The sequence below is a fragment of the Methylobacterium sp. 1030 genome (assembly GCF_040544715.1).
In the GTDB taxonomy this organism is placed as follows: Bacteria; Pseudomonadota; Alphaproteobacteria; order Rhizobiales; family Beijerinckiaceae; genus Methylobacterium.
Map to the genome: position 1 here is coordinate 15,734 of NZ_JBEPKM010000006.1, position 26,668 is coordinate 42,401.

General features: G+C 70.8%; 25 protein-coding genes, 1 other RNA gene and 1 pseudogene. 17 read left to right on the plus strand and 10 right to left on the minus strand.

Annotated features, from left to right (window positions below):
- Positions 1-76 precede the first annotated feature (76 nt).
- Positions 77-721, minus strand: a pseudogene (locus tag ABIC30_RS09765) (magnesium chelatase domain-containing protein); the annotation flags it as partial.
- A gap of 143 nt (positions 722-864) precedes the next feature.
- Here ABIC30_RS09765 and ABIC30_RS09770 point away from each other — a divergent pair.
- From ABIC30_RS09770 to ABIC30_RS09785, 4 genes are all read left to right on the plus strand, one after another.
- Positions 865-1,125: a PepSY domain-containing protein gene (locus ABIC30_RS09770; RefSeq protein ID WP_020092787.1), complete on the plus strand. Its 261-nt coding sequence runs from the start codon at positions 865-867 to the stop codon at positions 1,123-1,125.
- Between the two features lie 75 nt (positions 1,126-1,200).
- Positions 1,201-1,299: signal recognition particle sRNA small type (gene ffs, locus ABIC30_RS09775), an RNA gene on the plus strand.
- Positions 1,300-1,336: 37 nt separating this feature from the next.
- On the plus strand, positions 1,337-3,262 hold the full coding sequence (locus ABIC30_RS09780; RefSeq protein WP_020092788.1) for a DNA polymerase III subunit gamma/tau: 1,926 nt from the start codon (positions 1,337-1,339) through the stop codon (positions 3,260-3,262).
- A gap of 62 nt (positions 3,263-3,324) precedes the next feature.
- Positions 3,325-3,648: a YbaB/EbfC family nucleoid-associated protein gene (locus tag ABIC30_RS09785; RefSeq protein ID WP_020092789.1), complete on the plus strand. Its 324-nt coding sequence runs from the start codon at positions 3,325-3,327 to the stop codon at positions 3,646-3,648.
- 135 nt (positions 3,649-3,783) lie between these two features.
- On the opposite strand, the gene ABIC30_RS09790 is transcribed toward ABIC30_RS09785, so the two are convergent.
- Positions 3,784-5,403, minus strand: a complete 1,620-nt coding sequence (locus ABIC30_RS09790) for a phosphoenolpyruvate carboxykinase (RefSeq protein ID WP_020092790.1) — start codon at positions 5,401-5,403, stop codon at positions 3,784-3,786.
- Positions 5,404-5,818: 415 nt separating this feature from the next.
- Here ABIC30_RS09790 and recR point away from each other — a divergent pair, with 415 nt between their 5' ends.
- From recR to truA, 4 genes are all read left to right on the plus strand, one after another.
- A complete protein-coding gene (recR, locus tag ABIC30_RS09795; protein WP_020092791.1) occupies positions 5,819-6,424 on the plus strand; it encodes a recombination mediator RecR in 606 nt (201 codons plus the stop codon).
- Positions 6,425-6,528: 104 nt separating this feature from the next.
- A complete protein-coding gene (gene def / locus ABIC30_RS09800) occupies positions 6,529-7,044 on the plus strand; it encodes a peptide deformylase (protein WP_020092792.1) in 516 nt (171 codons plus the stop codon).
- 7 nt (positions 7,045-7,051) lie between these two features.
- Positions 7,052-7,981 carry a methionyl-tRNA formyltransferase gene (gene fmt, locus ABIC30_RS09805; RefSeq protein ID WP_020092793.1) on the plus strand — a complete coding sequence of 310 codons (930 nt, stop codon included), beginning with the start codon at positions 7,052-7,054 and terminating at the stop codon, positions 7,979-7,981.
- Between the two features lie 220 nt (positions 7,982-8,201).
- On the plus strand, positions 8,202-8,963 hold the full coding sequence (gene truA, locus ABIC30_RS09810) for a tRNA pseudouridine(38-40) synthase TruA (protein ID WP_020092794.1): 762 nt from the start codon (positions 8,202-8,204) through the stop codon (positions 8,961-8,963).
- On the opposite strand, the gene dapE is transcribed toward truA, so the two are convergent.
- The 3 genes from dapE to ABIC30_RS09825 all read right to left on the minus strand — a co-directional run bounded on the left by dapE (position 8,945) and on the right by ABIC30_RS09825 (position 13,828).
- A complete protein-coding gene (gene dapE, locus ABIC30_RS09815; protein ID WP_020092795.1) occupies positions 8,945-10,123 on the minus strand; it encodes a succinyl-diaminopimelate desuccinylase in 1,179 nt (392 codons plus the stop codon). The two genes, truA and dapE, sit on opposite strands and share 19 nt — an antisense overlap.
- Positions 10,124-10,203: 80 nt before the next feature.
- Positions 10,204-12,549: an amylo-alpha-1,6-glucosidase gene (locus ABIC30_RS09820; RefSeq protein WP_354454827.1), complete on the minus strand. Its 2,346-nt coding sequence runs from the start codon at positions 12,547-12,549 to the stop codon at positions 10,204-10,206.
- Positions 12,550-12,697: 148 nt separating this feature from the next.
- Positions 12,698-13,828 (minus strand): glycosyltransferase family 4 protein, encoded by a 1,131-nt coding sequence (locus ABIC30_RS09825; RefSeq protein ID WP_026604868.1) that lies wholly within the window; start codon positions 13,826-13,828, stop codon positions 12,698-12,700.
- Positions 13,829-14,293: 465 nt separating this feature from the next.
- Between ABIC30_RS09825 and rpmI the strand changes: the two genes are divergently transcribed.
- From rpmI to ABIC30_RS09850, 5 genes are all read left to right on the plus strand, one after another.
- Positions 14,294-14,497: a 50S ribosomal protein L35 gene (gene rpmI, locus ABIC30_RS09830; protein WP_007561407.1), complete on the plus strand. Its 204-nt coding sequence runs from the start codon at positions 14,294-14,296 to the stop codon at positions 14,495-14,497.
- 51 nt (positions 14,498-14,548) lie between these two features.
- Positions 14,549-14,926, plus strand: coding sequence for a 50S ribosomal protein L20 (gene rplT, locus ABIC30_RS09835; protein ID WP_012320099.1), 378 nt, complete (start codon positions 14,549-14,551; stop codon positions 14,924-14,926).
- A gap of 156 nt (positions 14,927-15,082) precedes the next feature.
- On the plus strand, positions 15,083-16,165 hold the full coding sequence (pheS, locus tag ABIC30_RS09840) for a phenylalanine--tRNA ligase subunit alpha (RefSeq protein ID WP_020092798.1): 1,083 nt from the start codon (positions 15,083-15,085) through the stop codon (positions 16,163-16,165).
- A 67-nt stretch (positions 16,166-16,232) separates the two neighbouring features.
- Positions 16,233-18,659 carry a phenylalanine--tRNA ligase subunit beta gene (pheT, locus tag ABIC30_RS09845; RefSeq protein WP_103985894.1) on the plus strand — a complete coding sequence of 809 codons (2,427 nt, stop codon included), beginning with the start codon at positions 16,233-16,235 and terminating at the stop codon, positions 18,657-18,659.
- A 9-nt stretch (positions 18,660-18,668) separates the two neighbouring features.
- Positions 18,669-19,550 carry a DUF1186 domain-containing protein gene (locus ABIC30_RS09850; protein WP_020092800.1) on the plus strand — a complete coding sequence of 294 codons (882 nt, stop codon included), beginning with the start codon at positions 18,669-18,671 and terminating at the stop codon, positions 19,548-19,550.
- Here the strand turns inward: ABIC30_RS09850 and ABIC30_RS09855 are convergent.
- The 3 genes from ABIC30_RS09855 to ABIC30_RS09865 all read right to left on the minus strand — a co-directional run bounded on the left by ABIC30_RS09855 (position 19,539) and on the right by ABIC30_RS09865 (position 22,637).
- The gene (locus ABIC30_RS09855) at positions 19,539-20,324 is read right to left on the minus strand and encodes a HesA/MoeB/ThiF family protein (protein ID WP_020092801.1); all 786 of its coding nucleotides are present in this window, start codon (positions 20,322-20,324) and stop codon (positions 19,539-19,541) included. The two genes, ABIC30_RS09850 and ABIC30_RS09855, sit on opposite strands and share 12 nt — an antisense overlap.
- A 304-nt stretch (positions 20,325-20,628) precedes the next feature.
- Positions 20,629-21,150: a translation initiation factor IF-3 gene (gene infC / locus ABIC30_RS09860; protein WP_020092802.1), complete on the minus strand. Its 522-nt coding sequence runs from the start codon at positions 21,148-21,150 to the stop codon at positions 20,629-20,631.
- Between the two features lie 200 nt (positions 21,151-21,350).
- The gene (locus tag ABIC30_RS09865; RefSeq protein ID WP_020092803.1) at positions 21,351-22,637 is read right to left on the minus strand and encodes a glycosyltransferase family 4 protein; all 1,287 of its coding nucleotides are present in this window, start codon (positions 22,635-22,637) and stop codon (positions 21,351-21,353) included.
- Between the two features lie 107 nt (positions 22,638-22,744).
- Here ABIC30_RS09865 and ABIC30_RS09870 point away from each other — a divergent pair, with 107 nt between their 5' ends.
- On the plus strand, positions 22,745-23,512 hold the full coding sequence (locus ABIC30_RS09870) for an alpha/beta hydrolase (RefSeq protein WP_020092804.1): 768 nt from the start codon (positions 22,745-22,747) through the stop codon (positions 23,510-23,512).
- A 41-nt stretch (positions 23,513-23,553) separates the two neighbouring features.
- Here ABIC30_RS09870 and ABIC30_RS09875 read toward each other — a convergent pair whose 3' ends face one another.
- Together ABIC30_RS09875 and ABIC30_RS09880 are read right to left on the minus strand one after the other, a co-directional pair.
- Positions 23,554-23,838 carry a BQ00720 family protein gene (locus ABIC30_RS09875; protein WP_020092805.1) on the minus strand — a complete coding sequence of 95 codons (285 nt, stop codon included), beginning with the start codon at positions 23,836-23,838 and terminating at the stop codon, positions 23,554-23,556.
- 101 nt (positions 23,839-23,939) lie between these two features.
- Positions 23,940-24,368: an Hsp20 family protein gene (locus ABIC30_RS09880; RefSeq protein ID WP_012320108.1), complete on the minus strand. Its 429-nt coding sequence runs from the start codon at positions 24,366-24,368 to the stop codon at positions 23,940-23,942.
- Between the two features lie 414 nt (positions 24,369-24,782).
- On the opposite strand from ABIC30_RS09880, the gene ABIC30_RS09885 reads away from it, so the two are divergent.
- The 3 genes from ABIC30_RS09885 (at position 24,783) to ABIC30_RS09895 (ending at position 26,629) form a co-directional block, all read left to right on the plus strand.
- Complete coding sequence (locus ABIC30_RS09885) at positions 24,783-25,262, plus strand: hypothetical protein (RefSeq protein WP_020092807.1); 480 nt, start codon at positions 24,783-24,785, stop codon at positions 25,260-25,262.
- Positions 25,263-25,336: 74 nt separating this feature from the next.
- The gene (locus tag ABIC30_RS09890; RefSeq protein WP_020092808.1) at positions 25,337-25,807 is read left to right on the plus strand and encodes a hypothetical protein; all 471 of its coding nucleotides are present in this window, start codon (positions 25,337-25,339) and stop codon (positions 25,805-25,807) included.
- A 132-nt stretch (positions 25,808-25,939) separates the two neighbouring features.
- Positions 25,940-26,629 carry a MotA/TolQ/ExbB proton channel family protein gene (locus ABIC30_RS09895; RefSeq protein ID WP_020092809.1) on the plus strand — a complete coding sequence of 230 codons (690 nt, stop codon included), beginning with the start codon at positions 25,940-25,942 and terminating at the stop codon, positions 26,627-26,629.
- The last annotated feature ends 39 nt before the right edge of the window (positions 26,630-26,668 follow it).

Here is a 26,668-nt window from a genome sequence, read left to right on the forward strand (position 1 = left end):
GCCAGCACAATGAACCTGTCTGACGCCTACACCTGCCTAGTGACAGTATCGAGCATACGGGTCTTCACGTCGTTAACATGAACAGGTTGTGGCCCCCGGCGGCCGCGATCTCCAGGGCGCGCTTGGCGCCCTCCTGCCCCTTGATGTCGGCGAGGTCCGGCAGCGGCCCGGCCGGCGCGGCGACGGCGGGCTCCGGCCGCGCCATCACCTGGCTGCCCTTGAAGTGGTTGGCGAGCTGGATCAGCGAGCGCGGCGCGAGCACGTCGAGGTCGCCCCCCGCCCAGGCCGCCTCCGGCCCAGTGGACGCCGGGCAGATGAGCCCGAGCCCCCGATCGGCCGCCGCCATCGCGGCCGGCAGCACGCCGCTCACCGCCGTGATGCTGCCGTCGAGGGCGAGCTCGCCCAGGACGCAGTAGCCGGCGAGCGCGTCCGCCGGGATCGCGCCGATGGCCGCCATGACGCCCAGCGCGATCGGCAGGTCGAAATGCGAGCCTTCCTTGGGAAGATCCGCCGGGGCGAGGTTCACCGTGATGCGCTTGGCCGGCAGCGCCAGCCCCGAGGCGATCAGCGCTCCGCGGACCCGCTCGCGCGATTCCGCCACCGCCTTGTCGGGCAGACCGACGACGGTGAACACCACCGAGCCCGGCACGATCTGGACCTGCACGTCCACCGCCCGCGCCTCGATGCCCTCGAAGGCCACGGTGGCGACGCGGGTGACCATTCGTGCAGTGTCCTCGCCGCCGCGTTCCGGTACGGCCAAGATGTGCGGCAGATTCGGTGGCGGCTCAAGGGGATCGTCGCCATGGAACTCCGCCGCGGCACGCCTGTTCACAGCCGGAAACAATTGCCGGATCGGAGACAGCCATGCGCCTGACCACGTCCCTTCTCGCCCTGACCTTGATCGCGGGCACCGGCCTCGCCGCCCGCGCCGACGAGAAGCTTCCGCCCGATCAGCAGGCCAAGGTCGAGGCCATGCTCAAGCAGGAGGGCTTCACCAAGTGGAAGGAGATCGAGCTCGACGACGGCATGATCGAGGTCGACGACGCGATCGACGCGAGCGGCAAGCAGTTCGACCTGAAGCTCGATCCGAAGACCCTGGCCATCGTGAAGCGCAAGGCCGAGTGAGGCAGCGCTTCGGCTGCGCTTCGACTCGGCTTCAGCAGCGCTTGCGTTCGGGCCGAGGCCCGGCCATATAGCCGGCGGGGGGTTGGCGAGGGACGTTTCACTCGCCAACCGGGTCAGGTCCGGAAGGAAGCAGCCCTAACGAGACCGAGCGGGTCTTCGTCCAGCCTCCCACCTCATTCCACGGCGCGCGGCAGCCGGACCCAGACACGGCATGGACGCTACGACCGGCACGCCTGACGACGAGCCGGGCCTGCCCGGGTTTCCAGCGCCCCCCGCCGCGGCGACGCCCTACCGGGTGCTCGCGCGCAAGTACCGCCCCACCAATTTCGGCGACCTGATCGGCCAGGACGCGATGGTGCGGACCCTCGCCAACGGGTTCGCGGCCAACCGCATCCCGCAGGCCTGGATGCTCACCGGCGTCCGCGGAGTCGGCAAGACCACGACGGCCCGCATCCTGGCGCGCGGCCTCAACTACGCCCGCGCCGGACAGCCCGACACCGGCCCGACCGTGTCGATGCCGGAACTCGGCCTCCACTGCGCGGCGATCATGGAATCCCGGCACATGGACGTGCTGGAGATGGACGCCGCCTCGCATACCGGCATCGACGACGTCCGGGCGATCATCGACGGCATCCGCTACGGGCCGGTCTCGGCGCGCTACAAGGTCTACATCGTGGACGAGGTCCACATGCTCTCCGAGAAGGCGTTCAACGCCTTCCTGAAGACGCTGGAGGAGCCGCCGCCGCACGCGAAATTCGTGTTCGCCACCACGGAGATCCGCAAGGTCCCGGTGACGATCCTGTCCCGCTGCCAGCGATTCGACCTGCGCCGGGTCGAGGCGCCGACCCTGCACGCGCATCTCGCGAAGGTCTGCGCGGCCGAGGGCGTATCGGTCGAGGACGAGGCTCTGGGCGCCATCGTGCGCGCCGCGGAAGGGTCGGTGCGCGACGCGCTCTCGCTGCTCGACCAGGCGATCGCCCACGGCGCCGGCACGATCACGGCGCAGAGCGTGCGCGACATGCTGGGCCTCGCTGACCGCGCCCGGATCCTCGCCCTGTTCGAGGCGGTGATGCGCGGCGCGGTGCCGGCCGCCTTCGCGGAGCTGCGAGCGCAGTACGATTCCGGCGCGGACCCGTCGGTCGTACTCTCGGATCTCGCGGCCTTCACGCACCTCGTCACCCGGCTCAAGGTGGTGCCGGAAGCCGCCGCCGACCCGACGCTCAGCGAGACCGAGCGCGTCCGCGGCGCCGCGTTCGCCGAGAAGCTGTCGATCCGCGCCCTGTCGCGGGCGTGGCAGATCCTGCTGAAGGCGATTCCCGAGGTCCAGGCGGCGCCCCGGCCCCTCGCGGCCGCCGAGATGGCGATCGTGCGCCTCGCCTACGCGGCCGACCTGCCCACACCCGACGAGGCCCTGCGCCAGCTCCGGGCCGAGGCCGCCGCCGCGCCCGCGGACGAGGCCCCGGCCGCGTCAGCCCGGCCGCCCCTCCCGCCGATTCCCGACCTGCGCGGCGGCGGTTCCGCGGCGCTCGCCGCGGCACCCCGCACGGTCGCGCCGGAGCCCGTCCCGGTCGCGGCGCCCCTGGCCGCGCCCGTCGCGCTGAACGCGCCGGCGAGCGTCCCGATCAGCGCGCCCGCAAGTGCGCCCGTCGGTGCGCCGGCGCCGAGGCCGGCGCCCGCGGCACCGCCGACGCCGCGTCTCGGTCGGTTCGAGGACCTGATCGCGCTGGCCGACGCCAACCGGGACATCCTTCTGCGGACCGCGCTGGAGCGCGACGTCCACCTGGTGCGCTTCGAGGAGGGCCGGATCGAGTTCCGCCTCGCCTCCGGCGGCCGGTCGAGCCTCGCCAACGACATCGCCGCCGCCATCGAGCGCTGGACCGGGCGGCGCTGGGTGGTGGCCCTGTCGAAGGACGAGGGCGCCCCGACCCTCGACGCGGCCGCCCGTGCCGCGACCGAGACACGCCGGGAGAACGCCGCCGCCGACCCATTCGTGCGCGAGGTTCTGACGCGCTTCCCCGGGGCCGAGATCGTCGACGTGCGCGAGACAATCTCCGAGGCCCTCCCCTCCGCCGAGCAGGAGATCCTCGGGGAAGGTGACGCCGCGCGGGTCGGCGAGGTCGAGGACGACGACGCCTGACGCATGGTGGCGCCCGGGCCGCGCCATACCCAGATCAGACGAGGAAACGGAAAGAGAGCCGCATGCGCGACCTGATGGGCATCATGAAGCAGGCTCAGGCCATGCAGGAGAAGATGGCCAACCTGCAGTCCGAGATGGACGAGATCGAGGTGACCGGCGCCTCCGGCGGCGGCTCCGTCCGGGTCACCATGAGCGCCAAGGGTCAGATGAAGGGGGTCAGCATCGACCCCTCGCTGATGGTCGCGGACGAGCGCGAGATCCTTGAGGACCTGATCGTCGCGGCCTGCAACGACGCCCGCGGGAAGGCCGAGGCGACCATGCAGGAGCGCATGGCCGAGCTGACCAAGGGCCTGCCCCTGCCGCCGGGCATGAAGCTGCCGTTCTAGGACGCATCCCGGACAGGACGTCCGAACCGTCTTCGCGCGCGCAGCGAAGCAATCCAGCGTAGCGCGACCGGGCTGCTTCCCTGCGCTCGCTAAGACGAACGGGACGGGCGGCCCCGCGGGCCGCCCGCTCTCTGTTTACGCCGCGATCGCCTGCGCGGTCGGCCCGGCGGCGCGCACGTCGGCGTCGACATGGGCCTCGAATCGCTTGAAGTTGTCGTCGAACATCTTCACGAGCCGCGCCGCCGTCTCCACGAAGGCGCCCTTGTTGGCCCATGTCTTCACCGGCGTCAGGATGTGCGGCTCGACGCCCGGAACCGAGACCGGCACCGCGAAGCCGAAATACGGGTCGCGGCGGAACTCGGCCTGCGCCAGCGAGCCGTCGAGGGCGGCGCTCAGCAGGCGGCGCGTCACGCGGATCGGCATCCGCCGGCCGGTGCCGACGCCGCCGCCGGTCCAGCCCGTGTTGACCAGCCAGCAATCGACGCTGTGCTTGGCGATGAGGTCGCGCAGCAGGTTGCCGTAGGTGCTCGGATGCCGCGGCATGAACGGCGCGCCGAAGCAGGTCGAGAAGGTCGCCTCGGGCCCGGTCAGGCCGCGCTCGGTGCCGGCCACCTTGGCGGTGTAGCCCGAGAGGAAGTGGTACATCGCCTCGGCGCCGGTGAGCTTGGCGATCGGCGGCATCACCCCGAAGGCGTCGCAGGTCAGCATGACGATGTTCTTCGGATGCCCGGCCCGGCCGGAGGCGCTGGCGTTGGCGATGAAGTCCAGCGGGTAGGCACAGCGGGTGTTCTCGGTGAGCGACGCGTCGTCGAAATCCGGTGCGCGGGTGACCGGATCGATGATCACGTTCTCCATCACCGTGCCGAAGCGCTCGGTGGTGGCGTAGATCTCCGGCTCGGCGTTGCGCGAGAGGCGGATGGTCTTGGCGTAGCAGCCGCCCTCGAAGTTGAAGATGCCCTCGTTCGACCAGCCATGCTCGTCGTCGCCCAGCAGCTGGCGGGAGCTGTCGTTCGACAGCGTCGTCTTGCCGGTGCCCGAGAGGCCGAAGAAGATCGCCGAGCCGCCCTCGGCATCGAGCGCCGCGTTGGCGGAGCAGTGCATCGGCATCACGCCCTGGCCGGGCAGGATGTAGTTCAGGTAGGTGAAGACCGACTTCTTCATCTCGCCCGCGTAGGCGGAGCCGCCGATCAGCACGAGCTTCTTCGAGAAGTCGATGGCGATCACGGTCTTCGACCGGCAGCCGTGCCGGGCGGGATCGGCCTGGAAGCTCGGCAGGTCGATGATCGTCATGTCCGGCACGTAGGACGCGATCTCGGAGCGGTCCGGACGGATCAGCAGGTTGCGGATGAACAGCGAGTGCCACGCGAACTCGGTGAAGACCCGGGCCTTGACCCGGTAGGCCGGATCGGCGCCGCCGTAGAGGTCCTGGGCGAACAGCTCCTTGCCCTCGGCGTGCTTCAGGAAGTCCTGGCGCAGGGTCTCGAATTGCTCGGGCGTGATGGCGCCGTTGTTGTCCCACCAGACCTCGTTCTCGGTGCCGGCGTCGCGCACCACGAACTTGTCCTTGGGCGAGCGGCCGGTATGGCTGCCGGTGGTGGCGACGAGGGCGCCGCCGCGGGCGAGCTGCGCCTCCTTGCGGGACAGGGCCTCCTCGTAGAGGCGCGGGGCCTCGAAATTCCAGTGGACGGCCTTGAGGTCGCGGAAGCCCGCCGCCTCGGCGCCGTGGGCCGCGTTGTGATCACCGATGTTGGTCATGATCGTATCTCCCGGGCCCCTGTTCGACCGTCGACGCGACTGAGCCGGACGGCACCGCCGTCCGGGTTTGCCCGGGAGACGTCCGTGCGGTCGTACAGGACCGCCGCACGCAGGTTCTCCGTTCCCGGCCGCTCGCCATCCCACTCACGCGTAGGCGGCGAAGCTTCGCTGTCATAATGGGCTCCGCCGGGAGCCCGCAACGTGTACAAACAGGTTAGACCACAGTCGTGGACTCAGGAACCCAGGTCTGTAAGCAGTTCCGTTCGTCGTGCAGCATAATGCCACCGGCGAAGCGGCGTCGGAATACCCATATACCACATACGATGGACCGCATCGGCGCGCGGACCCTTGCGCGGCGCCCGGCGCCGTCTATGCCCGTCCCGATCCGCAGCCCCTTCCTCGCCCCAGAGGCACGATGCCCCAAGCCGTCGCCGGCCCCGAGATCGAGCGCCTGATCCAGCTCCTCGCCCGCATGCCGGGCCTCGGACCGCGCTCGGCGCGGCGGGCTGCCCTGCAGCTCATCAAGAAGCGCGACACGCTGCTCGGGCCCCTCGCCGACGCGATGCGGGTGGCGGCCGACCGCATCATCGTGTGCACGAGCTGCGGGAACGTCGACACCTCCGACCCGTGCACGATCTGCCGCGACGCCGAGCGGGATCCGACGACGCTCGTGGTGGTGGAGGACGTGTCCGACCTCTGGGCGCTGGAGCGGTCCGGGGCCGTGAAGGCGCGCTACCACGTGCTCGGCGGCGTCCTCTCGGCGCTCGACGGCGTCCGTCCGGAGCACCTGAACCTCGCGAGCCTCGTGGAGCGCGTGGCCCGGCCCGAGGTGACCGAGGTCATCCTGGCGCTCAACGCCACCGTCGACGGCCAGACCACCGCCCACTACGTCACGGAGTCGATCCGGCACTGCGACGTGAAGGTCACGCGCCTCGCCCACGGCGTGCCGGTCGGCGGCGAGCTCGACTACCTCGACGAGGGCACGCTCTCGGCGGCGATCCGCAGCCGGACGGTGTTCTGAGGGCCGGCGACAGGTCGCGAACCGGTATTTGACCGGTCCTCGGCCGCATCCTATTCGACGGTGAGCCCGGACCCGTGCCGGCGCCTTCCCTGCCGGTTCCCGCCATGACCATCCGCCCGCTCGTCATCCTTCCCGATCCCGTCCTGCGCCTGGGCTCCGAACCGGTCGGGCCGATTACCGCCGAGATCCGGACCCTCGTCGCCGACATGTTCGAGACGATGTACGACGCTCCTGGCGTCGGGCTGGCGGCGATCCAGATCGGCGTGGCGAAGCGCGTCGTGACGATCGACACGTCGAAGGAGGAAGGCGTCCGCGACGCGCGAGTCTTCATCAATCCCGAGATCGTCTGGTCGTCCGAGGAGAAGCGGGTCTACGACGAGGGCTGCCTGTCGATCCCGGACTACTACGCCGAGGTCGAGCGCCCGGACCGGGTGCGCGTGAAGTTCCGAGACCTCGACGGCAAGGAGCAGGAGATCGAGGCCGACGGCCTGCTCTCGACCTGCATCCAGCACGAGATCGACCACCTGAACGGCGTGCTGTTCATCGATCACCTGTCGAAGCTGAAGCGCGACCGGGTGATCAAGAAGTTCACCAAGGCGGCCAAGCGCGACGCGGCCTGAGCCGGCCATGCGCGTCGTCTTCATGGGCACGCCGGACTTCGCGGTGCCGACGCTCGCGCGGCTCGCGCAGGACGGGCACGACATCGCGGCGGTCTACACCCGCGCGCCCGCCAGGGCCGGCCGCGGCATGAGCCTGCGCCCCTCCCCGGTCCACGCGCTCGCCGACACGCTCGGCGCGCCGGTCCTGACGCCCGCGACGCTCCGCACGCCCGAAGCCGCCGAGACCTTCGCGGCGCACCGGGCGGACGTCGCGGTCGTCGTGGCCTACGGGATGCTGCTGCCGCAGGCGATCCTCGACGCGCCGCGGTACGGCTGTCTCAACCTGCACGGATCCCTGCTGCCGCGCTGGCGCGGCGCGGCGCCGATCCAGCGCGCCGTGATGGCGGGCGACGCCGAGAGCGGCGTCGGCGTCATGCGGATGGAGGCCGGTCTCGACACAGGCCCGGTCGCCCTCGAGGCGCGGTTGCCGATCACCCCGGGCATGACGGCGGGCGCCCTGCACGACGCGCTCATGCCCCTCGGCGCCGACCTGATGGCGCGGGCCCTCGCGGCGCTGGACGCGGGCACGCTGACCTTCGCGCCGCAGCCGGAGGACGGAATCGTCTACGCCCATAAGATCACCAACGACGAGGCGCGGATCGACTGGTTCCGCCCGGCGGCCGAGGTCGCCAACCGGATCAACGGGCTGTCGCCGTTCCCCGGTGCCTTCTTCGAGGTCGATCTCGGCAAGGGCTCCGAGCGCGTGAAGGTGCTCCGCGCCGCCCCGGCGGAGGGTTCGGGCGCGCCGGGCACGCTGCGCGATTCCGAAGGCACCGTCGCCTGCGGGGACGGCGCCGTCCGGCTCCTGGAGCTGCGCCGCGCCGGGAAGGGCGGCAGCGCCAGCGGGGCCGAGTTCGTCCGCGGCGCCCGCCTGACGCCCGGCGCCCGCCTCGGCTGATGCGCGTCGCCCGTTCACGGCATTCGGCGCGCGGCCCGACCCGTCATCGCGAGCGCAGCGAAGCGACCCAGGGCAGCGCACCCTGGCGAGGCTCGGCGCGACGCCGGATCGCTTCGGCACGCTCGCAGAAACGATCGCGCGCGCAGCTTTCCGAAGCTCTGTGCCGTATCGCGAGATCGAACATCGGAGCGCTATCGAGAGACCTTGAGGGGGCCGGCTGATGCCCCGCTACAAGCTCGTCATCGAGTACGACGGCGGTCCGTTCTGCGGCTGGCAGCGGCAGGCGGACGATCCCACGGTCCAGGGCGCGATCGAGGCGGCGGTCACGCGCTTCTCCGGCGAGGAGGCCCGGCTCACCTGCGCGGGCCGGACCGATGCCGGCGTGCACGCGATCCATCAGGTCGCCCATCTCGACCTCGCCAAGGACTGGCGGACCGACACGGTGCGGGACGCCCTGAACGCCCATCTGCGGCCGCAGCCGGTGGCGATCCTGTCCGCCGAGACCGTGCCGGAGAGCTTCGACGCCCGCCACTCGGCGATCCGCCGGCACTACCGCTACCGCATCCTCAATCGGCGCAGCCCCGCGGCGCTGACGCGCGCCCATGTCTGGCACGTGCCGTGGCCCCTCGACGCGGCACTCATGCACGAAGCCGCCCAGCGCCTCGTCGGCCGCCACGACTTCTCGGCCTTCCGGGCCGCCGAGTGCCAGGCGAACAGCCCGATCCGCACGCTGGAGCAGCTCGACGTGGGCCGCACGCCGATGGCGCTCCACGACGAGATCGTTGTCGCGACGTCGGCGCGCTCGTTCCTGCACCATCAGGTGCGGGCGATGGTCGGCACGCTGATGCTCGCCGGCTGCCGCCGCCTCTCGGCGGACGCGGTCGCCGCTATCCTGGCCTCGGGCGACAAGCGCCGGTGCGGGCCGCTGGCCCCGGCCGCCGGGCTGACCTTCGTGGGCGTCGACTACGAACCGGGGAAGTAGGCGTCGAGCACGCGCCCGTAGATCGCCGTCAGCCGCTCTAGGTCGGCGACCGCCACGCACTCGTCGGTCTGGTGCATGGTCTCGCCGACGAGGCCGAACTCGATCACCGGGCAGGCATCCTTGATGAAGCGGGCATCCGACGTGCCGCCCGTCGTGGAGAGCGTCGGGGTCAGGCCGGTCTCGGCCCGGATCGCCTCCGCGACCAGCGTCACGAAGGCGTCCGGCCGCGTCAGGAAGGCCGGCGCGTTCGAGGGCTGCAGATCCAGGCTGAAGCGCACCGCGTTCCCGGCCGCCTGCTCCAGGCGCCGACGGATCTCTTCGCCCAGGCTCTCGGCCGTCCAGTCGTCATTGAAGCGGACGTTGAAGGTCGCCCGGGCGGTCGCCGGGATCACGTTGGTGGCCGGGTTGCCGACGTCGATCGTGGTGAATTCGAGGTTCGAGGCGTCGAAATGCGCCGTCCCGCGATCCAGCGGCTCGGCGACCAGCGCCGAGGCGAGGCGCAGCAGGCCCGGGATCGGGTTCTCGGCCTTGTGCGGGTAGGCGACGTGGCCCTGCCGGCCGAGAACGGTGAGCTTGCCGGTCAGCGACCCGCGCCGGCCGATCTTGATCATCTCGCCGAGCCGGCCCGGATTGGTCGGCTCCCCGAGGACACAGTGGTCGAACCGCTCGCCCCGGCGCCGCGCCCAGTCGAGGAGCTTCACGGTGCCGTTGACCGCCGGTCCCTCCTCGTCGCCGGTGATCAGGAACGCGATGGAGCCGCCGAAATCGGCGCCGCGCCGGTCGAGGAAGGCGAGGGTCGCCGCGAGCATGCAGGCGACGCCGCCCTTCATATCGGCCGCTCCCCGCCCGTACAGCATCCCGTCGGCCACGGCGCCCGCGAAGGGATCGTGGCGCCACGCGCCCTCGCCCTCCGGCACGACGTCGGTGTGACCGGCGAAGACGAGGCACGGACCGTCCCGCCCGACGCGGGCGTAGAGGTTCGGTGTGTCGGGGTAGCCGGGCTCCGAGAAGACCGGCCGCTCGACCGCGAAGCCGGCCGGCCGGAGCGCGTCGGCGACGACGTCGAGGGCGCCCCGATCCTCCGGCGTCACGGACCGGCACCGGATCAGGTCCTGCGCGAGGCGCAGGGCCGCGTCGGGGGCGTGATGATCTGCCGGCATGAACCCGTCCTCGGCGGCGCGACGTGCCGCGCGGCCCGCTTAACCCGAAGCGGGCCGCCCCGGAACTCCCGTCCCGGGCCCTACTTGGTCACCACGACCTGCACGTCGCCGTGGCGGCGCTGCACCGACACGGTGACGTCGTCGTCATAGCGCTGGAACCGGATGTCCAGGCGCGAGCCGCCGAGCTTGACGTTGTAGAGCGTCACCCCGTCGAGGAAGCCCGGCAGGATCGGGTTCTTGAGCCGGACACGGTTGCGCTCGTGGTCCAGTTCGAGGCCTAGGCAGGCCGCCAGGAACGCGAACGGCGCCGCCGCCGCCCAGGCCTGCGGGCTGCAGGCGACCGGGTACGAGACGGGGCCGCGCTGCTTGCGGCGCATGAAGCCGCAGAACAGCTCTGGCAGCCGCTTCTGGTCCTGGTAGAGCGAGGTGTCGAACATCCCCTGGAAGATGCGCGCGGCCTCGTGCTTGCGGTCGTAGCGCGCCAGACCCATCGCGATCAGCGCGTTGTCGTGCGGCCAGATCGAGCCGTTGTGGTAGGACATCGGGTTGTAGCGCGCCTCGCCCTTGGCGATCGTGCGCACACCCCAGCCGTTGAAGCCGTCCTTGCACAGCAGCGTCTCGGCGACCCGCACCGCCCGCTCCGGCTTGGCGATGCCGGTGAACAGGGCGTGGCCGGCATTGGAGGAGCGCACCGCGCACTGCTTCTTGGCGCCGTCGAGCGCCAGCGCGTAGGTGCCGATCTCCTCGTTCCAGAACGCCGCGTCGAACCGCTCGCGCAGGCTCGCCGCCTCCTGGGTGAGGCGCTCCGCCATCGGGTCGTGGCCGAGGAGCGCCGCGAGCTTCGCCATGCCGTTCTTGGCGGCGTAGACGTAGCCCTGCACCTCGCAGAGGGCGATCGGGCCCTTGGCCAGGTGACCGTCGGTGTGGAAGATCGAGTCGTGGCTGTCCTTCCAGCCCTGATTCTCGAGACCCTTGTCGGTGTCGCGGGCGTACTCGACGAAGCCGTCGCCGTCGCGGTCGCCGTAGCGGTCCATCCATTCGAGCGCGAGTTCGAGGGCCGGCCAGATCGCCCGCACGGTCTCGAGGTCGCCCGTGACGGCGTAGTACTCCCAGGCCAGCATCACGAAGAGCGGCGTGCCGTCGATGGTGCCGTAATAGTGCCGGAACGGCACCTCGCCGAGCATCGCCATCTCGCCGCGCCGGGTCTCGTGGAGGACCTTGCCGGGCTGCGCGTCGGCGGCCGGATCGACCGCCTTGGCCTGGGTCGAGGCGAGGTAGCGCAGCACGCCCCGGGCGAATTTCGGGTCGATCCAGAGCGCCATCATCGCGGTGATGATGCCGTCGCGCCCGAACACCGTGGAGTACCAGGGGATGCCGGCGAAGGGGTAGATGCCCTCCGGGGTTCGGCTCGCGAGCATGTAGAGGTCGGCGGTCGCCCGGCACAGCCCCTCGTTGAACTGGTCGTTCGACGAGATGATCGTGGTGATGCCCGCCGTCAGCGCCCGCAGGTCGCGCCGCGAATCGCGGTAGGCGCGGGCGAAGATCGTCCCCTCGCCGAGATCCTTCGGCTCGCGCCGGGCACCGCCGGCATTGGCGGCGAGCGTCAGCTTGGCGGCCGCGTCCTCGCCGACCATCGTGTCGGTCGGGGGCTTGGTGAAGGCCCGGTGCGCCTCGAAGGTGACGCGGATGAACAGGGAGGTCCGGCCCTCCGGCGGGAGCGACACGTCGAACACGACCTTGCCGGGCTCGATCGAATCGGGCTTCGGGCCGAAATGCAGGGAGGTCGTCCGGACGATCTCGTCCAGGCCGACGTAGCGGAACTGCACCTCGCGGTCGCTCGCCACGAGCACGCCGCGCTTGCCGCGCTCCTGTCGATCTGTCCCGCGAACCTCGAAGAGGTCGCGGAAATCCGCGTCGAAGGTGACGGCGATGCGCAGGCGCCGGTGCTTCGAATCGTAGGAGCGGAGGCCGATCCGGTCGTAGCAGGCGCCGCGGAACAGGAACTTGGTGCGCTCGATCGCGATCGTCTCGCGGGGGATCGAGGTCTCGTCGTGGGCGTCGATGCGGATGTCGGGCGTCGTCATGTCGACGCTGAGGGCGCCGTTATCGTCCTGCATCACCGAGGAGAGCATCAGCGGGCGCTGGCCCTCGACCGTCACCTCCAGGCGCGAGAGGTAGCGCGTGTCCTGGAAATAGAGGCCTTCCGGCCCGGGCTGGACGCCGATGTCGCCGTAGGAATCGAGGACGCCGAAGGCCTCGCCGAACTTCAGCGAGCGCAGCGGCCGCTCGACCAGGGAGGTCTGCGCCTCGATGTGATAGGTCGGGAGGACGTCGTCCGCGTCCTGGAATCCGTGCGCCACGCTTCCGGCGCTCGCCGCGGTCCGGGCCTTCGCATCGTGGGCCGCTGCCGTGTTGTCCGCCGCCATGCAGGGCATCTCCGGGTGCAAGTGAGGGGTGCGAATCGAGAGGGCTGCTGCATCCCTTCGATGCAGCAGCCCTTGTTCACCCTACGGATGAGTCGCCTTTAAGACGCTAGGCCGAGCCGGCCCCGCCTCGCAAGCCCGGTGCCGGCTTTCAGGCCGGCATGGCGGCGACCGGGATCGCCGGACGCGCGGAGCCGTTGACCTCGCCGTACTGCGGCATGAAGCCGGACTTCGGCAGCTTGATCACGTCGGCGCCGCGGGCGAGCAGGTCCTCGTAGGCGGCGACGTACTTCTTCACCATGCACTCGGCGGTGAAGGCGCTCTCGAAGTGGCGGCGCACGCCGGCGCGGCTCATGGTCTTGACCTTGGCGACCGCGGCCACGGCGTCGTCCATGTTCTCGCAGAGAACGCCGCCCACGCCGTCCTTGATGACCTCCGGCACGGAGCCGTTCCGGAACGCGATCACCGGGGTGCCGGCCGACATCGCCTCGATCATCACGAGGCCGAAGGGCTCGGGCCAATCGATCGGGAAGGCGAGCGCCAGGGCATTGCCGAGAAAGTCCTTCTTCTGCTCCTCGTTGATCTCGCCGATGTACTCGATCAGCGGGTGATGGATCATCGGCTCGATGACTTCGTCCCAGTAATCCTGGTCGGCCTTGTCGACCTTGGCGGCGATCTTAAGGGGCGTGCCGGAACGGATCGCCATCTCGATCGCGCGGTCGGGCCGCTTCTCGGGCGAGATCCGGCCGAGGAAGGCTAGGTAGCCGCCCTTGGCGTCCGGGTAGTACGGGCAGTTCTCGGCCGGCAGGCCGTGATGGATCGTCGCCAGCCAGTTCGAGGTCGGCGGCATGGGCAGGCGCTGGTTGTCCGAGATCGAGACCAGCGGCATGCCCGTGAAGGTGCGGTAGACCGGCATGAAGTCCGGCACGTCCAGGCGACCGTGCATCGTGGTGATGCACTTATGGTTCAGATCCTCGAACATCGGGTACTGAAGCAGGTCGATGTGGAAGTGCAGGATGTCGAACTCGTGCGCGCGGCGGTGCACCTGATGCAGCATCGCCAGGTGGCTGGCCGTGTGATCCCGGTAGCCGAGCAGGCGGAGGCCTTCGGGCGTGCAGGCCGCGAGCTTGGCAGTCGTCTCGGAGTCACCGCTCGCGAACAGCGTGACTTCGTGGCCCTGGCGAACCAGTTCCTCTGTAATCCAGCTGACGACGCGCTCGGTGCCGCCGTAGAACTTCGGAGGGACGGCCTCCGACAACGGAGCGATCTGGGCAATGCGCACGAAGTGTCTCCTGGTTGGCCAATTTGACGGGGGGTCTAACCCTGCCGGCCTGAGCGGGACATGAATGAAACCGACGGCTAAGGTTATGGTTCCTGGCGCACCCGCTGTCCCTCGCCGTTTTGTGCGGCGCGCAAGCCGTCCCCGAATTCCTCCGAATCAGCACGGGCGAAACGGCCGCTGCCCCGCCGTTGCCGGCTCGCCGGCGCGGGTGTGTGCAGAGGGGCCCGGTCCCAGGGCTCGATACGCCGGAGCCCGGCGACGCGTTCCCCCGGATCTCGATCTCGTGCTCCGATCCGCGGGCGTTGCCGCCGCGTCAGCTTTCTGTCATAAGCCGCCCCGCGTCGAACCGCCCGGCCGATAGGGCTGCCGTGGCGGCTCGTGCTGCTCCACCAGAAGCATCAGCGCGCGAACCCCATCCGATCCTCCCGGGTCGGTCCGGGATCATTTCGCGCAACGGAGAGCCAAATGCCCAAGTTGAAGACGAAATCGGGCGCGAAGAAGCGCTTCAAGATCACCGGCACCGGCAAGGTGATGTACGCCCAGGCCGGCAAGCGCCACGGGATGATCAAGCGGACGACCAAGCAGATCCGCAACCTGCGCGGCACCACGACCCTGTTCGAGGGCGATGCCGCCAACGTGAAGAAGTACTTCCTGCCGAACGCGCGGTAAGTCCTTCAACACCCGTTGCCACTGTCTTTCGTCGAATCCAGGAGATAACCGATGGCCCGCGTCAAGCGCGGCGTGACCAGTCACGCGAAGCACAAGAAGGTTCTGAAGGCCGCCAAGGGCTATTACGGCCGGCGCAAAAATACGATCCGCATCGCCAAGCAGGCGGTCGAGAAGGGCATGCAGTATGCCTACCGCGACCGCAAGAACAAGAAGCGCACGTTCCGCGCCCTCTGGATCCAGCGCCTCAACGCGGCGGTCCGCGAGCACGGCCTGACATACTCGCGCTTCATCGACGGCCTGGCGAAGTCGGGCATCGTCGTCGACCGCAAGGCCCTGTCGGAGCTGGCGATCCACGAGCCGGCGAGCTTCGCCGCCGTCGTCGAGAAGGCGAAGGCCGCGCTGCCGCAGAACACCGCCAAGGCCGCCTGATCCAGGCCTGAGGCGAGACGGACGGAAGGCGCGGTTCCCCAGGGAGCCGCGCCTTCGTCGTTTACGAGGTCCCGCGCCTCGCGCTTGCGCCGGCGCCCGCAACGCGCGAGAGCACGGCCCGACGGCCGACTCCGCCAACCCTGCTCGAAGACAGCGATGACCGATCTCGACACCCTGGAACGCGACCTCCTGGCCCAGGTGAGCGCGGCCTCCGACGAGGCCACCCTCGACGCGGTCCGCGTCGCCGCGCTCGGCAAGAAGGGCAGCGTCTCGGATCTGCTGAAGACGCTCGGGTCGATGACGCCGGACGAGCGCAAGGAGCGCGGGCCCCTGATCAACGGGCTGCGCGACCGGGTCCAGGGCGCCGTCACCGCCCGCAAGACCGAACTCGCCGAGGCCGCCCTGGAGGCCCGCCTCGCCTCCGAGCGGGTCGACGTGACCCTGCCGGTCCGCGAGGCCCCCGAGGTGCGCGGCCGGATCCACCCGATCTCCCAGGTGATCGACGAGATCACCGCGATCTTCGCCGACATGGGCTTCGCGGTCGCCGAGGGTCCGGACATCGAGACGGACGAGCTGAACTTCACGGCGCTCAACTTCCCGCCCGGCCACCCGGCCCGCGAGATGCACGACACCTTCTTCCTGGCGCCCGACCGCGACGGGCAGCGCAAGGTGCTGCGCACCCACACCTCGCCTGTACAGGTCCGGACCATGCGGGCGCAGACGCCACCGATCCGCGTGATCATCCCGGGGCGGACCTACCGGCACGATTCCGACCAGACCCACACGCCGATGTTTCACCAAGTCGAGGGGCTGGTGATCGACAAGGCGGCCAACATCGCCAACCTGAAATGGGTGCTGGAGGAGTTCTGCAAGGCGTTCTTCGAGGTCGACGGCGTGAAGATGCGCTTCCGCCCGTCCTTCTTCCCCTTCACCGAGCCCTCCGCCGAGGTCGACATCCAGTGCTCGCGCAAGGGCGGCGAGATCCGCTTCGGCGAGGGGGACGACTGGCTGGAGATCCTGGGCTGCGGGATGGTCCACCCGAACGTGCTGCGCAATTGCGGGCTCGACCCGGACGCCGTGCAGGGCTTCGCCTTCGGTGTCGGCATCGACCGCATCGCCATGCTGAAATACGGCATGCCGGACCTGCGCCCGTTCTTCGAGGCCGACGTCCGCTGGCTCGACCATTACGGCTTCCGCCCGCTCGACGTGCCGAGCCTCGTGGGCGGCCTCACGAGCTGAGCCGCCCCGGCCCCGCGATCCTGTTCCTCCGACGGTCGAGCCGATACCGGGCTCTCGAAGGTCCATCATGAAATTCACCCTCTCCTGGCTCAAGGACCACCTCGACACCGAGGCCTCCCTCGACACCGTCGCCGAGACGCTCACGCGGATCGGCCTTGAGGTGGAGGGCGTCGAGGACAAGGCCGCCGCGCTCAGGCCCTACGTGATCGCCCGGATCCTGACGGCCGAGCAGCACCCGAACGCCGACCGGCTCCGGGTCTGCACGGTCGACACCGGCACGGGCACCCCCGTGCAGGTGGTGTGCGGCGCCCCGAACGCCCGGGCCGACCTCGTCTCGGTCTTCGCGCCGCCCGGCACCTACGTCCCGGGCAAGAACATCACCCTGTCGGTGGGCACGATCCGCGGCGTCGAGAGCCACGGCATGCTGTGCTCGGGCGCCGAGCTCGGCCTCGGCGACGACCACGACGGCATCCTGGAACTCCCGACCGACGCGCCGGTCGGCCAGGCCTACGCGCTCTACGCCGGGCTCGACGATCCGGTCATCGAGATCAACCTGACGCCGAACCGTCCGGACTGCACCTCCGTCCACGGCATCGCCCGCGACCTCGCGGCGGCCGGCCTCGGCACGCTCAAGGGCGAGACGCTGCCGGGCCTGCGCGGCGAGGGTCCCTGCCCGGTCGCGGTCGCGGTCGAGCTCGCCCTCGATCCGGCCGACCGGCACCTCGCCCCGATGTTCGCCCTGCGGCTCGTGCGCGGCGTCCGGAACGGCCCGTCGCCGGCCTGGATGCAGGCCCGGCTGCGCGCCATCGGCCTGCGGCCGATCAACAGTCTCGTCGACATCACCAACTACGTCACCTTCGACCGCGGGCGGCCACTGCACGTCTTCGACGCTGCCAAAGTCGCCGGCACGCTGACCGTGCGGCGGGCGCGGGCGGGCGAGAGCCTGCGCGCCCTCGACGGCCGGACCCACACGCTGACCGACGACACCGTGGTGATCGCCGACGCGAACGGCGTCGAATCCATCGCCGGCATCATGGGCGGCGAGGCGTCGGGCTGCGACGCCGGCACCGTGGACGTGCTGATCGAGTCGGCCCTGTGGGACCCGACCAACATCGCCCAGTCGGGCCGACGGCTCGGCATCATCACCGACGCGCGCTACCGCTTCGAGCGGGGCGTCGACCCGGCCTTCACGGTTCCCGGCCTCGACCTCGCGACGCGGCTGGTGGTCGATCTCTGCGGCGGAACGCCGACCGAGGCGCACGTCGCCGGCGCGCCGCCCGAATCCCGGCGCAGCATCGACTTCCCTTGGACCGAGGTCCGCCGCCTCGCCGGACTGGACGTGCCACGCACCGAGATGCAGCAGATCCTCGAGACGCTGGGCTTCCACGTCTCCGGCACCGGGGACCGGGTGACGGTGCTGCCCCCGTCCTGGCGGCCCGACGTCGAGGGCAAGGCCGACCTCGTCGAGGAGGTCGTCCGCATCGCCGGGCTCGACCGGATCGCGGCCGAGCCCCTGCCGCCGCTCGCCGGGATCGGCCGCCCGCTGCTCACCGTGATGCAGAAGCGGACCCGCCTCGCCAAGCGCGCCCTGGCGAGCCGCGGCCTCATGGAGGCGGTCACGTGGTCGTTCGTGCCGCACGACGACGCCGTCCTGTTCGGCGGCGGCGGGGCCGACCTGGTGCTGGCCAACCCGATCGCCTCGGAGCTGTCCGACATGCGGCCGAGCCTGGTGCCGGGCCTCCTGCGCGCGGCGCAACGCAATGCCGACCGCGGCTACCCGGACGCCGCCCTGTTCGAGGTCGGCCAGTGCTTCGCCTCGGACGTACCGGAAGGCCAGACCGTCCGCGCGGCGGCGGTCCGCCGCGGCGGCGCGACCCTGGCCGGCGCCGGGCGGCACTGGGACGGCACGGCGGCGACCGTCGACGCGTTCGACGCCAAGGCGGACGCCATCGCGTTGCTCGGCAGCCTGGTCGTGCCGACCGGCGGCCTCCAGATCACGCCCGGCGGCCCGTCCTGGCTGCATCCCGGCCGCTCCGGCACGCTGCGTTTCGGTCCGAAGACGGAGATCGGCTGGTTCGGGGAGGTGCATCCGCGAACGCTACAGGCCCTCGACCTGAAGGGAACGCTCGTGGCCTTCGAGATCGTCCTCGACGCCCTGCCCCTGCCCAAGCTCAAGCCGACCAAGGCCAAAGCCGCCCTGGCACTGTCGGAATTCCAGCCGCTGTCGCGGGACTTCGCCTTCGTGGTCGGCCGCGACGTGCCGGCGGGTGACATCGTCAAGGCCGCCCAGAACGCCGAGCGCAAGCTGGTGACGGGTGTCGATGTGTTCGACCTCTACGAGGGGCCGGGCGTGCCGGACGGCGCGAAGTCGGTGGCGATCGCGGTGCGTCTCCAGCCCGTCGAGCGGACCCTGACCGACGCGGAGATCGAGGCGGTGAGCGCCAGGATCGTCGCCGAGGTCACCCGCAAGACGGGCGCGACGCTCCGGGCCTGAGGCGCCGCCATGGACCGGATCGCCCTGCTCATCGACGACCTCGCGGCGGCCGAGTACCGGCCGAAGGCGGCGTTGCGGGAGGCCCTGAACCACCCCGCCGCCGTCGCGGAGGCGACGCTGCCGCTGCTGGAGGCGGCCGCCGACGGGCGCGAGCTGGCAGCGGAGGAGACGAACCTCCTGTTCTGGGGCCTGCACGTCATGGCCCATGCCCGGGACACGCGCGCCCTCGCGCCGCTCCTCAGGCTGCTCCGGCACGATGAGGAGACCCTCGACGCGGTGCTGGGGGACGCCGTCACGGCGACGCTGGCCAAGGTCGTGGCGAGCCTGTTCGACGGCGATCCGCAGCCGCTGTTCCGCCTGATCCTGGACAGCACGGTCGACGATCACGCGCGCATGGCGCTGATGTGCGCCTGCACCTTCCTGACCCTGGAGGGACGGATCGACCGGGCCGCGATGCACGACCTGCTGGTCCGTTTCGACGACGCGCAGGCCGCCGTGGAGGACGGGCCGGCCTGGGTCGGCTGGGAGGAGACGATCGCGCATCTCGGCTTCCGGGACCTCGCGCCCCGCGCGGCCGCGGCCCGCGCCGACGGACGGCTCACCGACGAGATCAGCGACGCCGACTGGTTCAAGGAGGCCCTGCGCAAGGCCGAGACCAAGCCGGACGACCGGGACCGGCTCGGGCCCTACCAGTACGGCTACCTCGACGATCCGGTCGAGGCTCTCGACTGGGCCGAGGAGGGCGCGGGCGAGCCGCAGCGCAACCCGTTCAAGGATGTCGGCCGCAACGATCCCTGCCCCTGCGGCTCGGGCAAGAAGTTCAAGAAGTGCTGCCTCGGCAAGGCGGAGGCGGAGGGGCCTTGGATGCCGCCGGAACCCCTAGGCCGCTGAGGCGCCGCTGCCGCTGAGCGGGTTCTCGGGATCCCAGCCGTAGCTCAGGGTCTCGAACCGCATGGCGCGGGCGTCGACCATGAGGAGGCGCCCGACGAGGGGCTCGCCGAAGCCCGCCACGGCCCGGATCACCTCCATGGCCATCAGCGAGCCCATGACGCCGGCGAGCGCGCCGAGCACGCCGGCCTCCGCGCAGGCGGGCACACTGCCGGGCGGCGGCGGGTTCGGGAAGAGGCAGCGATAGGTCGGGTTCGGCGTCCCGTCGGGCCCCGTCTCGTGGGCCCGGATCGTGGTCAGCGTGCCGTCGAAGCGGCCCAGAGCCGCGGTCACCAGCGGCCGACGCGCCCGGAAGCAGGCGTCCGACACCGCGTAGCGCGTGGCGAAATTGTCGGACCCATCCGCCACGAGGTCATAGCCGGCGATCAGGTCGACGGCGTTGTCCGCGTCGATCCGGAACGGGTGCGGGACCACCGACACGTGCGGGTTGAGGCGCGCCACCGCGTCGGCCGCGCTCTCGACCTTCAGCCGACCGAGATCCGACGTCCCGTGGATCACCTGCCGCTGCAGGTTCGACAGGGAGACCGTGTCGTCGTCGACGAGGCCGATCGTGCCGATCCCCGCGGCGGCGAGGTACTGGATCAGCGGCGCGCCGAGGCCGCCCGCCCCGACGACGAGGATCCGGGCGGCCTTGAGCCGGGCCTGACCGGGACCGCCGACCTCCGCGAGGACGAGGTGGCGGGCGTAGCGTTCGATCTCATCGGGAGCGAGAGCCATGGCCTGCCCATAGACTGCCGTGGCCGCGCATGGAAGGATCGGGCGCGTCTCGAAGGCTCGTCGGAATCTCGGCCGACGCTTCGACCTCGTCATCGCGAGCGTAGCGAAGCGACCCAGGTCAGCGGGACGTCTCTCAGCGCAGCGCAACACTGGGTGGCTTCGCTCCGCTCGCAGAGACGGTGGTGCGGTGATCAGCAGGAAGCGATTTAGCCCCCCTCAAGATCCGCTGTTCGAGGGCTCGGTACGCGAAACGCCGCCCCGGTGAGGAGGCGGCGCGGGTCTCGCGTCTCTGGATCCGGGCCGCTCAGCGCGGCGCGAGGATCATGATCATCTGCCGGCCTTCGAGCATCGGCTCGCTCTCGACCTTGGCGATCTCGGCGGTCTCGCTCTTCACGCGCTCCAGGAGGCGCAGACCGATGTCCTGGTGAGCCATCTCACGACCGCGGAAGCGCAGGGTCACCTTGACCTTGTCGCCCTCCTCGAAGAAGCGGTGCACCGACTTCATCTTGGTGTCGTAGTCGTGCTTGTCGATGCCGGGGCGGAGCTTGATCTCCTTCACCTCGACGGTCTTCTGCCGCTTGCGGGCCTCGTTCTGCTTCTTCTGCTCGTTGAAGCGGAAGCGCCCGTAATCGAGCAGCTTGCAGACGGGCGGCACGGAGTTCGGCGCGATCTCCACGAGATCGAGACCGGCCTCCTCGGCCAGATTGAGGGCGTCGAAGAAGGGAACGACGCCGCGGTTCTGCCCGGTGTCGTCGATCAGCTGCACTTCCCGCACACCGCGAATGTCGCGGTTGGCGCGCGGCCCGTCCTTCTGCGGGGCCGGCATGGCTCTCATCGGTCTACGAATGGCTTAGGTCTCCTGCTGCAACGGCGAAACGGCGGATCTTCAGGAAGATCTCCTGACCGCCAGCCGCTCCGGTCTCATCCGGACATACAACGTTGGTGGAACCGCGGCCAGAGTCAACCGGCTACCATCGCGACGCCGGAAATAATCGGCCGCCGCGTCGCGATTCGAGTCCGATGCCCTCAGGTCGAACGGCCGAGCAGCTCGGCGTAGACCGCCAGCGTGTCGCCGACCATCCGCTCCAGGGAGAAGTGCGCCTCGACATGCGCGCGGCTGCGCCGACCGAGGGCGTCGCGGGCGCTCGCGCCGAGAGAGAGGGCCTCGGTCAGAGCGGCGGCGAGCGCGGCCGGGTCGCCGGGCGGCACGCGCCATCCGGTGCGCTGGCCGGCGGGGGTCTCGGGCGGTGCCAGCACCGTCTCCGGCACCGCTCCGAGATCCGAGACGACCACGGGTGCGCCGAGCGCCTGCGCCTCGACGGCCGAGCGGCCGAAGGCCTCGGGCTCCACGGACGGCACCGCCACCACCGATGCGGCGCGGAAGGCCGCCGGCATGTCGGTGCAGTGCCCGACTCTGCGGACGATGCCCTCGAGCCCGCGCGCGGCGATCAGCGCGTCGAGCTCGCGCTCGTAGGCGGCGCGGCCCTGCGGGTCCCCCGCGAGGACCACGGCCAGGTCCGGGACGCCGCGATCGCGCATCCGCGCGGCGGCCTCGATCAGCACGCGGTGGCCCTTCCATGCCGTGAGGCGGGCGGCCAGCAGGATCACCCGCTCGTGCGGCGCCACGTTCCAGCTCCGGCGCAGCGCCTCGACCCGGGCGGCCCCGACCGCCACCGGGTTGAACACCGCGAGGTCGGTGCCGCGGTGGATGACCCGCACGCGGTCGCCGGCCTGCTCGGCGTGCAACCGGTGGATCAGGTCCGCGGTGTAGTGCGAGTTGGCGATCACCACGTCGCCGCGGGCCATGATCGAGTTGTAGAGGACCTTCACGCCGGTCCGGCCGGAATAGCTGCCGTGATAGGTGGTCACGAACGGGAGCCCGAGCCGGCGCGCCGCCCCGAGGGCGACCCAGGCGGGCGCGCGGGAGCGGGCGTGGATGATCTGCACCTTCTCGCGGCGGCAGAGCGCCATCAGCCGCAGGACGTTCACCGCCATCGAGGCCGGGTTCTTCGACGCGGCCGGGAATCGGAGCCAGTGCCCGCCCTTGGCCTGCAACTCGCCGACGAGCCGTCCGCCCTCGGTCGCCACCAGGGCGCGGGCGCCCACGGCCGCGAGGCCGCCCGCGACGTCGACGGTGGTACGCTCGGCGCCGCCCGCATCGAGTTCGGGGATGATCTGCAGGATGCGGGCGCCGGCCAGCGCCCCGACCTCCGCCGGGAAACCCGACAGGGCGTGGGGTCCGTCGCCCGTTCGCGGGCCCTCGGCGAGGACGCGCAGGCCCCCGGCCGGTATCTGCCAAATGCTCGCTGCCATTGATCCAGCATCGCCGCCGGGCTTTACGGTCCGGTAAACGAGAGTTGAAGCCGAACCGTTCAGGACCGGACTTCTTCCATGTCGAGACAGGGATACCGGAGAGAACGATGACGGATACGGCCCCCGAGTTCCTGACCGTCGGCATCGGCGACGAGGCCCGCCGCATCGCCGTGCGGGTGCGCGCGGGCGGCGGGCCGCCGGTGGTCTGGCTCGGCGGCTTTCGCTCCGACATGACCGCGACCAAGGCGACGGCGCTCGATGCCTGGGCCGAACGGACGGGCCGGGCGCTCGTGCGGTTCGACTACGCCGCGCACGGTGCCTCGGGCGGCACGTTCACGGACTGCACCATCTCGTCGTGGCTCGAGGACGCGCAGGCGGTCCTGGCGGCCTACGTGACGGAGGCGCCGGTGCTCGTCGGCTCGTCGATGGGCGGCTGGATCGCCTGCCTGGGGGCCCGCGACCGGGCCGCGCGCGGGAAGGCCACGGCGGGGCTGGTGCTCATCGCGCCGGCCCTCGACTTCACCGAGGAGCTGATCTGGAACCGCCTCAGCGAGGCGGCGCGCGCCATGCTAATCCGCGACGGCGTACTCCGGAAGCCCAGCGACTACGCGCCGGAGCCGGACCCGATCACGCGGGCCCTGATCGACGACGGCCGCCGACACTGCATGCTGGGCGGCCAAGTCGATCCGGGCTGCCCGGTGCACATCCTCCAGGGCATGCGGGACACCGACGTCCCCTACACGCACGCCCTGCGAATCCTCGACCGCCTGCCGGCCGAAGGGACGGTGCTGACACTGATCGCCGACGGCGACCACCGCCTGTCGCGGCCGCAGGACATCGCGCGGCTCGTGGCGGCGGTGGCCGAGATCGCCTGACCGGTCTCCCGGCCAGGCCTCTCAGCGGGTCGGGTGCAGGGTCAATGCAGGCTGACGGGCTGCAGGTCGTGCGCGGCGGCGTTGGCCAGCACGACGTCCCGCGAATCGGCGAGCATGATCGGCGCGCCGCTCGCCGAGAGCAGGGCGAACAGGTCGAGGCCGGGCGTCAGCTCGGGGGCCTGCGGGAAGAAGCGGCGGACCTCGTCGGACCGGATCGGCCGGACGTAGGCGATGTGCCCCTCGCCCAGCGCCGCGAGATCGGCCGGCTGGAAATCGGCCGGATCGAGATCGGCGGGGGTCAGAGGAGACGGATTCAGATCGGTCATAAAGCCCTCCTGGGGTGGCAGAGCGTCCACCGCCGATCCTGAAGGCATCGGCGGCTCCACCCTGATGTGGGGATCCGCGCCGGCCAATCAATCGGTCGGCGTCAGCCGCGGGCGCCGATATCGATCTTGCGCACGATGCGGTCCGGCTCCGGCCGGACCAGATCGATCGACAGGAGGCCGTTGGCGAGGTCGGCGCCGAGGACCTCCATGCCGTCCGCGAGGAGGAAGGCCCGCTGGAACTGCCGCGCCGCGATGCCGCGGTGCAGGAAGTGGCGCTCGCGCTCGTCGACCTGCCGGCCGCGCACGACGAGCTGGCTCTCCTCCAGCATCACGTCCAGCTGATCGCGGGTGAAGCCGGCCACCGCCAGGGTGATCCGCAGGCGTTCGGGCTCGCTCTCGGTCCGGGGCAGGCGCTCGATGTTGTAGGGCGGGTAGCCGTCGTTGGCGGCCTTGGAGACCCGGTCGAGGGCCTGCTCGATCTCGTCGAAGCCGAGCAGGAACGGGTGCCCGAAGGGCGAGGATCGAGTCATCGCGGCCATCATCCAGAAAGCGAAGCCTCCGACCCCGGGATCTGCCGCAATCCCGGGATGCCCGAGCACCTCGTCGACAGGAGCCCGCCCGGGGCAGCGCTCCGCCGGACGTGACGACGCCGGCAACTCGGAGATATGGCCAAGGCCTTCCGGGCCATCAAGGGAGGAGGCCGGAATCGACGGCGAGCCGTGGTCGCGCATTTCCGGGATGTTTCGGCAAATTCATGCGGGATCGATAGGCAAAGCCTGCAACGGCCACGCTTTCTTCTAACAGTTTGGAACTGCTCTGATTTTCTCGCCGGGCCTTGATCCGGGCGGCGGGCCTGGATACTGCCGCGGCAGGCGACGATCCGGCTCCCGAGATCGATCGCCGCGATCCTTTTCCCGCGAGGCGCCGGAGCCGTGAGCACGCCCATGACCCCGTCGGACCACGCGGCGATGCGGCGCGTCGCAGACGTGTGCGGCGACGAGGCCGACATCCTGGCCCTGTCGGTGGCCCGCTTCGTGGCGGCCGGCTACATGACCAGCGACGTCGCCTGCTGGAACGCGGCCTTCGACGGGGCCGAGCAGCTGCTCGGGCCGACGGAGGGGTGCCGCTTCGTCGCCTGCGTGGTCGCGATCATCCGGGCGCTCCGTGCGGAACGCGACGGCGACTGGTCGTTCATGCCGGCGAGCTGCTGCCGCGTGACCGGCCACGAATGCGCGCTGGTGAAGCTGATCAACCGGGGCCGCCAGCGCCTCTGGGCGGATCTCGAGGCCGCCGCGGCCGAGATCACCGGCCAGGACGCCGCGCCGCGCCTCGTGGCGGCGGTCCGCGCCGCGGTCGGGCCGCTCGACGCGGCGGCCGAGCGCCTCGCCCCGGCCTCCTGCCCCGCCGGAACGGTGCTGCACTGATCCGGCTCCCCGTCACCCCGGACCGCGCGGCGCGAGCCCACGGCCGGCGCGAACTCGAAGAGGACTTTGTCACGGTGCTTGCCCTGCGCGCTCCCCTGTACCGCCGTCGGATCGGGCGTGTCGCCCTCGACACGGCGGCCTGCTTCGCGCTCTCGGCGCTGCTCGTCGTCTCGGCCCTGGCGCAGGACGCGTCCGAGAAGGCGCCGATCAAGTTGCAGCTCAACAAGGTTGAGACCGCGGGCGAGGCCTGCCGGATCACCATGGTGATCGACAACAAGGGATCGGGCCTCAAGTCCTACAAGGTGGATCTCTTCGCCTTCGACCCCGAGGGCGTCGCGCAGAAGCGCGTGGCGGTCGAACTCGGGCCGCTGCCGCCGAAGAAGACCACCGTGAAGATCTTCGATTTCCCCGGCATCGCCTGCAACAAGGTCGGTCGCGTCCTCCTGAACGACGTCCTGACCTGCGACGGCGGCGATCCGGGCCGTGAGGCCTGCCTCGAGCGGACCGAGACCGACAGCAAGGCCGGCCTGTCGTTCGACCGCTGATGCGGGTGGTGTGACGGCTGACGAGACCAAACCGCCCGGCGGCGAGAGCCGCCGGGCGGCCTGCGGCTTTCGCCGCACCCCGAGACGATGGCGGCGCAAGGCCGCGTGAGACCAGGACGCCAGGAGCCCGCGATGGACCCGACACAAGCCCCGATCGAGGCGGCCCACGACTTCTCGTTCCTCGGCCTGTTCCTGCAGGCCGACCCGATCGTGAAGGGCGTGATGATCCTGCTGGTGATCGCCTCGATCGCCTGCTGGACGGTGGTGTTCGAGAAGGTCATCCGGCTCGCCGCCGCGCGGCGCCAGGCCAAGGCCTTCGCGAACCTGGTCCGCTCCGGGGGCAGCCTCGACGGCGAGCATCGCGGCATCGCCGGCCACGTGGTGAAGGCAGCGATCGACGCGTGGCGCGATCAGGATTCCTCCGAGACCCGGGCCGAGCGCCGCGACCGCATCGAGCGGGCGATGAAGGGCGCGCTCGCCATCGAGGTGAAGCGCCTGCGCACCGGCCTCTCGCTGCTGGCGACCTCCGGCTCCACGGCCCCGTTCGTCGGCCTGTTCGGCACCGTCTGGGGCATCATGAACTCGTTCTCGTCCATCGCCCGCAGCCAGGACACCTCCCTCGCCGTCGTGGCGCCGGGCATCGCGGAAGCGCTGTTCGCGACAGCGATCGGTCTCGTCGTCGCGATCCCGGCGGTGATGGCTTACAACAAGCTCTCGAGCGACGTGAGCGGCATCCAGAGCACCTTCTCGTCCTATATCTCGGTCCTGGGCAACCGCCTCGCGCGCGACCGCGCCGGCGCCCACCGCGCGGCCGCCGAGTAGCGCGGCCGGCGCCCGCCCCCAGAGAGCCGAACGTAAAGG

What these genes read in the sequence shown, in the direction of transcription:
- recR (WP_020092791.1), top strand. Translation starts at nt 5,819, where the DNA reads ATGCCCCAAGCCGTCGCCGGCCCCGAGATCGAGCGCCTGATCCAGCTC.
- def (WP_020092792.1), top strand. Translation starts at nt 6,529, where the DNA reads ATGACCATCCGCCCGCTCGTCATCCTTCCCGATCCCGTCCTGCGCCTG.
- ABIC30_RS09785 (WP_020092789.1), top strand. Translation starts at nt 3,325, where the DNA reads ATGCGCGACCTGATGGGCATCATGAAGCAGGCTCAGGCCATGCAGGAG.
- ABIC30_RS09855 (WP_020092801.1), bottom strand. Translation starts at nt 20,324, where the DNA reads ATGGCTCTCGCTCCCGATGAGATCGAACGCTACGCCCGCCACCTCGTC.
- rpmI (WP_007561407.1), top strand. Translation starts at nt 14,294, where the DNA reads ATGCCCAAGTTGAAGACGAAATCGGGCGCGAAGAAGCGCTTCAAGATC.
- ABIC30_RS09865 (WP_020092803.1), bottom strand. Translation starts at nt 22,637, where the DNA reads ATGGCAGCGAGCATTTGGCAGATACCGGCCGGGGGCCTGCGCGTCCTC.
- fmt (WP_020092793.1), top strand. Translation starts at nt 7,052, where the DNA reads ATGCGCGTCGTCTTCATGGGCACGCCGGACTTCGCGGTGCCGACGCTC.
- ABIC30_RS09780 (WP_020092788.1), top strand. Translation starts at nt 1,337, where the DNA reads ATGGACGCTACGACCGGCACGCCTGACGACGAGCCGGGCCTGCCCGGG.
- ABIC30_RS09870 (WP_020092804.1), top strand. Translation starts at nt 22,745, where the DNA reads ATGACGGATACGGCCCCCGAGTTCCTGACCGTCGGCATCGGCGACGAG.
- ABIC30_RS09875 (WP_020092805.1), bottom strand. Translation starts at nt 23,838, where the DNA reads ATGACCGATCTGAATCCGTCTCCTCTGACCCCCGCCGATCTCGATCCG.
- ABIC30_RS09820 (WP_354454827.1), bottom strand. Translation starts at nt 12,549, where the DNA reads ATGGCGGCGGACAACACGGCAGCGGCCCACGATGCGAAGGCCCGGACC.
- ABIC30_RS09880 (WP_012320108.1), bottom strand. Translation starts at nt 24,368, where the DNA reads ATGACTCGATCCTCGCCCTTCGGGCACCCGTTCCTGCTCGGCTTCGAC.
- rplT (WP_012320099.1), top strand. Translation starts at nt 14,549, where the DNA reads ATGGCCCGCGTCAAGCGCGGCGTGACCAGTCACGCGAAGCACAAGAAG.
- dapE (WP_020092795.1), bottom strand. Translation starts at nt 10,123, where the DNA reads ATGCCGGCAGATCATCACGCCCCCGACGCGGCCCTGCGCCTCGCGCAG.
- truA (WP_020092794.1), top strand. Translation starts at nt 8,202, where the DNA reads ATGCCCCGCTACAAGCTCGTCATCGAGTACGACGGCGGTCCGTTCTGC.
- ABIC30_RS09770 (WP_020092787.1), top strand. Translation starts at nt 865, where the DNA reads ATGCGCCTGACCACGTCCCTTCTCGCCCTGACCTTGATCGCGGGCACC.
- infC (WP_020092802.1), bottom strand. Translation starts at nt 21,150, where the DNA reads ATGCCGGCCCCGCAGAAGGACGGGCCGCGCGCCAACCGCGACATTCGC.
- ABIC30_RS09790 (WP_020092790.1), bottom strand. Translation starts at nt 5,403, where the DNA reads ATGACCAACATCGGTGATCACAACGCGGCCCACGGCGCCGAGGCGGCG.
- pheS (WP_020092798.1), top strand. Translation starts at nt 15,083, where the DNA reads ATGACCGATCTCGACACCCTGGAACGCGACCTCCTGGCCCAGGTGAGC.
- ABIC30_RS09885 (WP_020092807.1), top strand. Translation starts at nt 24,783, where the DNA reads ATGACCCCGTCGGACCACGCGGCGATGCGGCGCGTCGCAGACGTGTGC.
- ABIC30_RS09895 (WP_020092809.1), top strand. Translation starts at nt 25,940, where the DNA reads ATGGACCCGACACAAGCCCCGATCGAGGCGGCCCACGACTTCTCGTTC.
- pheT (WP_103985894.1), top strand. Translation starts at nt 16,233, where the DNA reads ATGAAATTCACCCTCTCCTGGCTCAAGGACCACCTCGACACCGAGGCC.
- ABIC30_RS09850 (WP_020092800.1), top strand. Translation starts at nt 18,669, where the DNA reads ATGGACCGGATCGCCCTGCTCATCGACGACCTCGCGGCGGCCGAGTAC.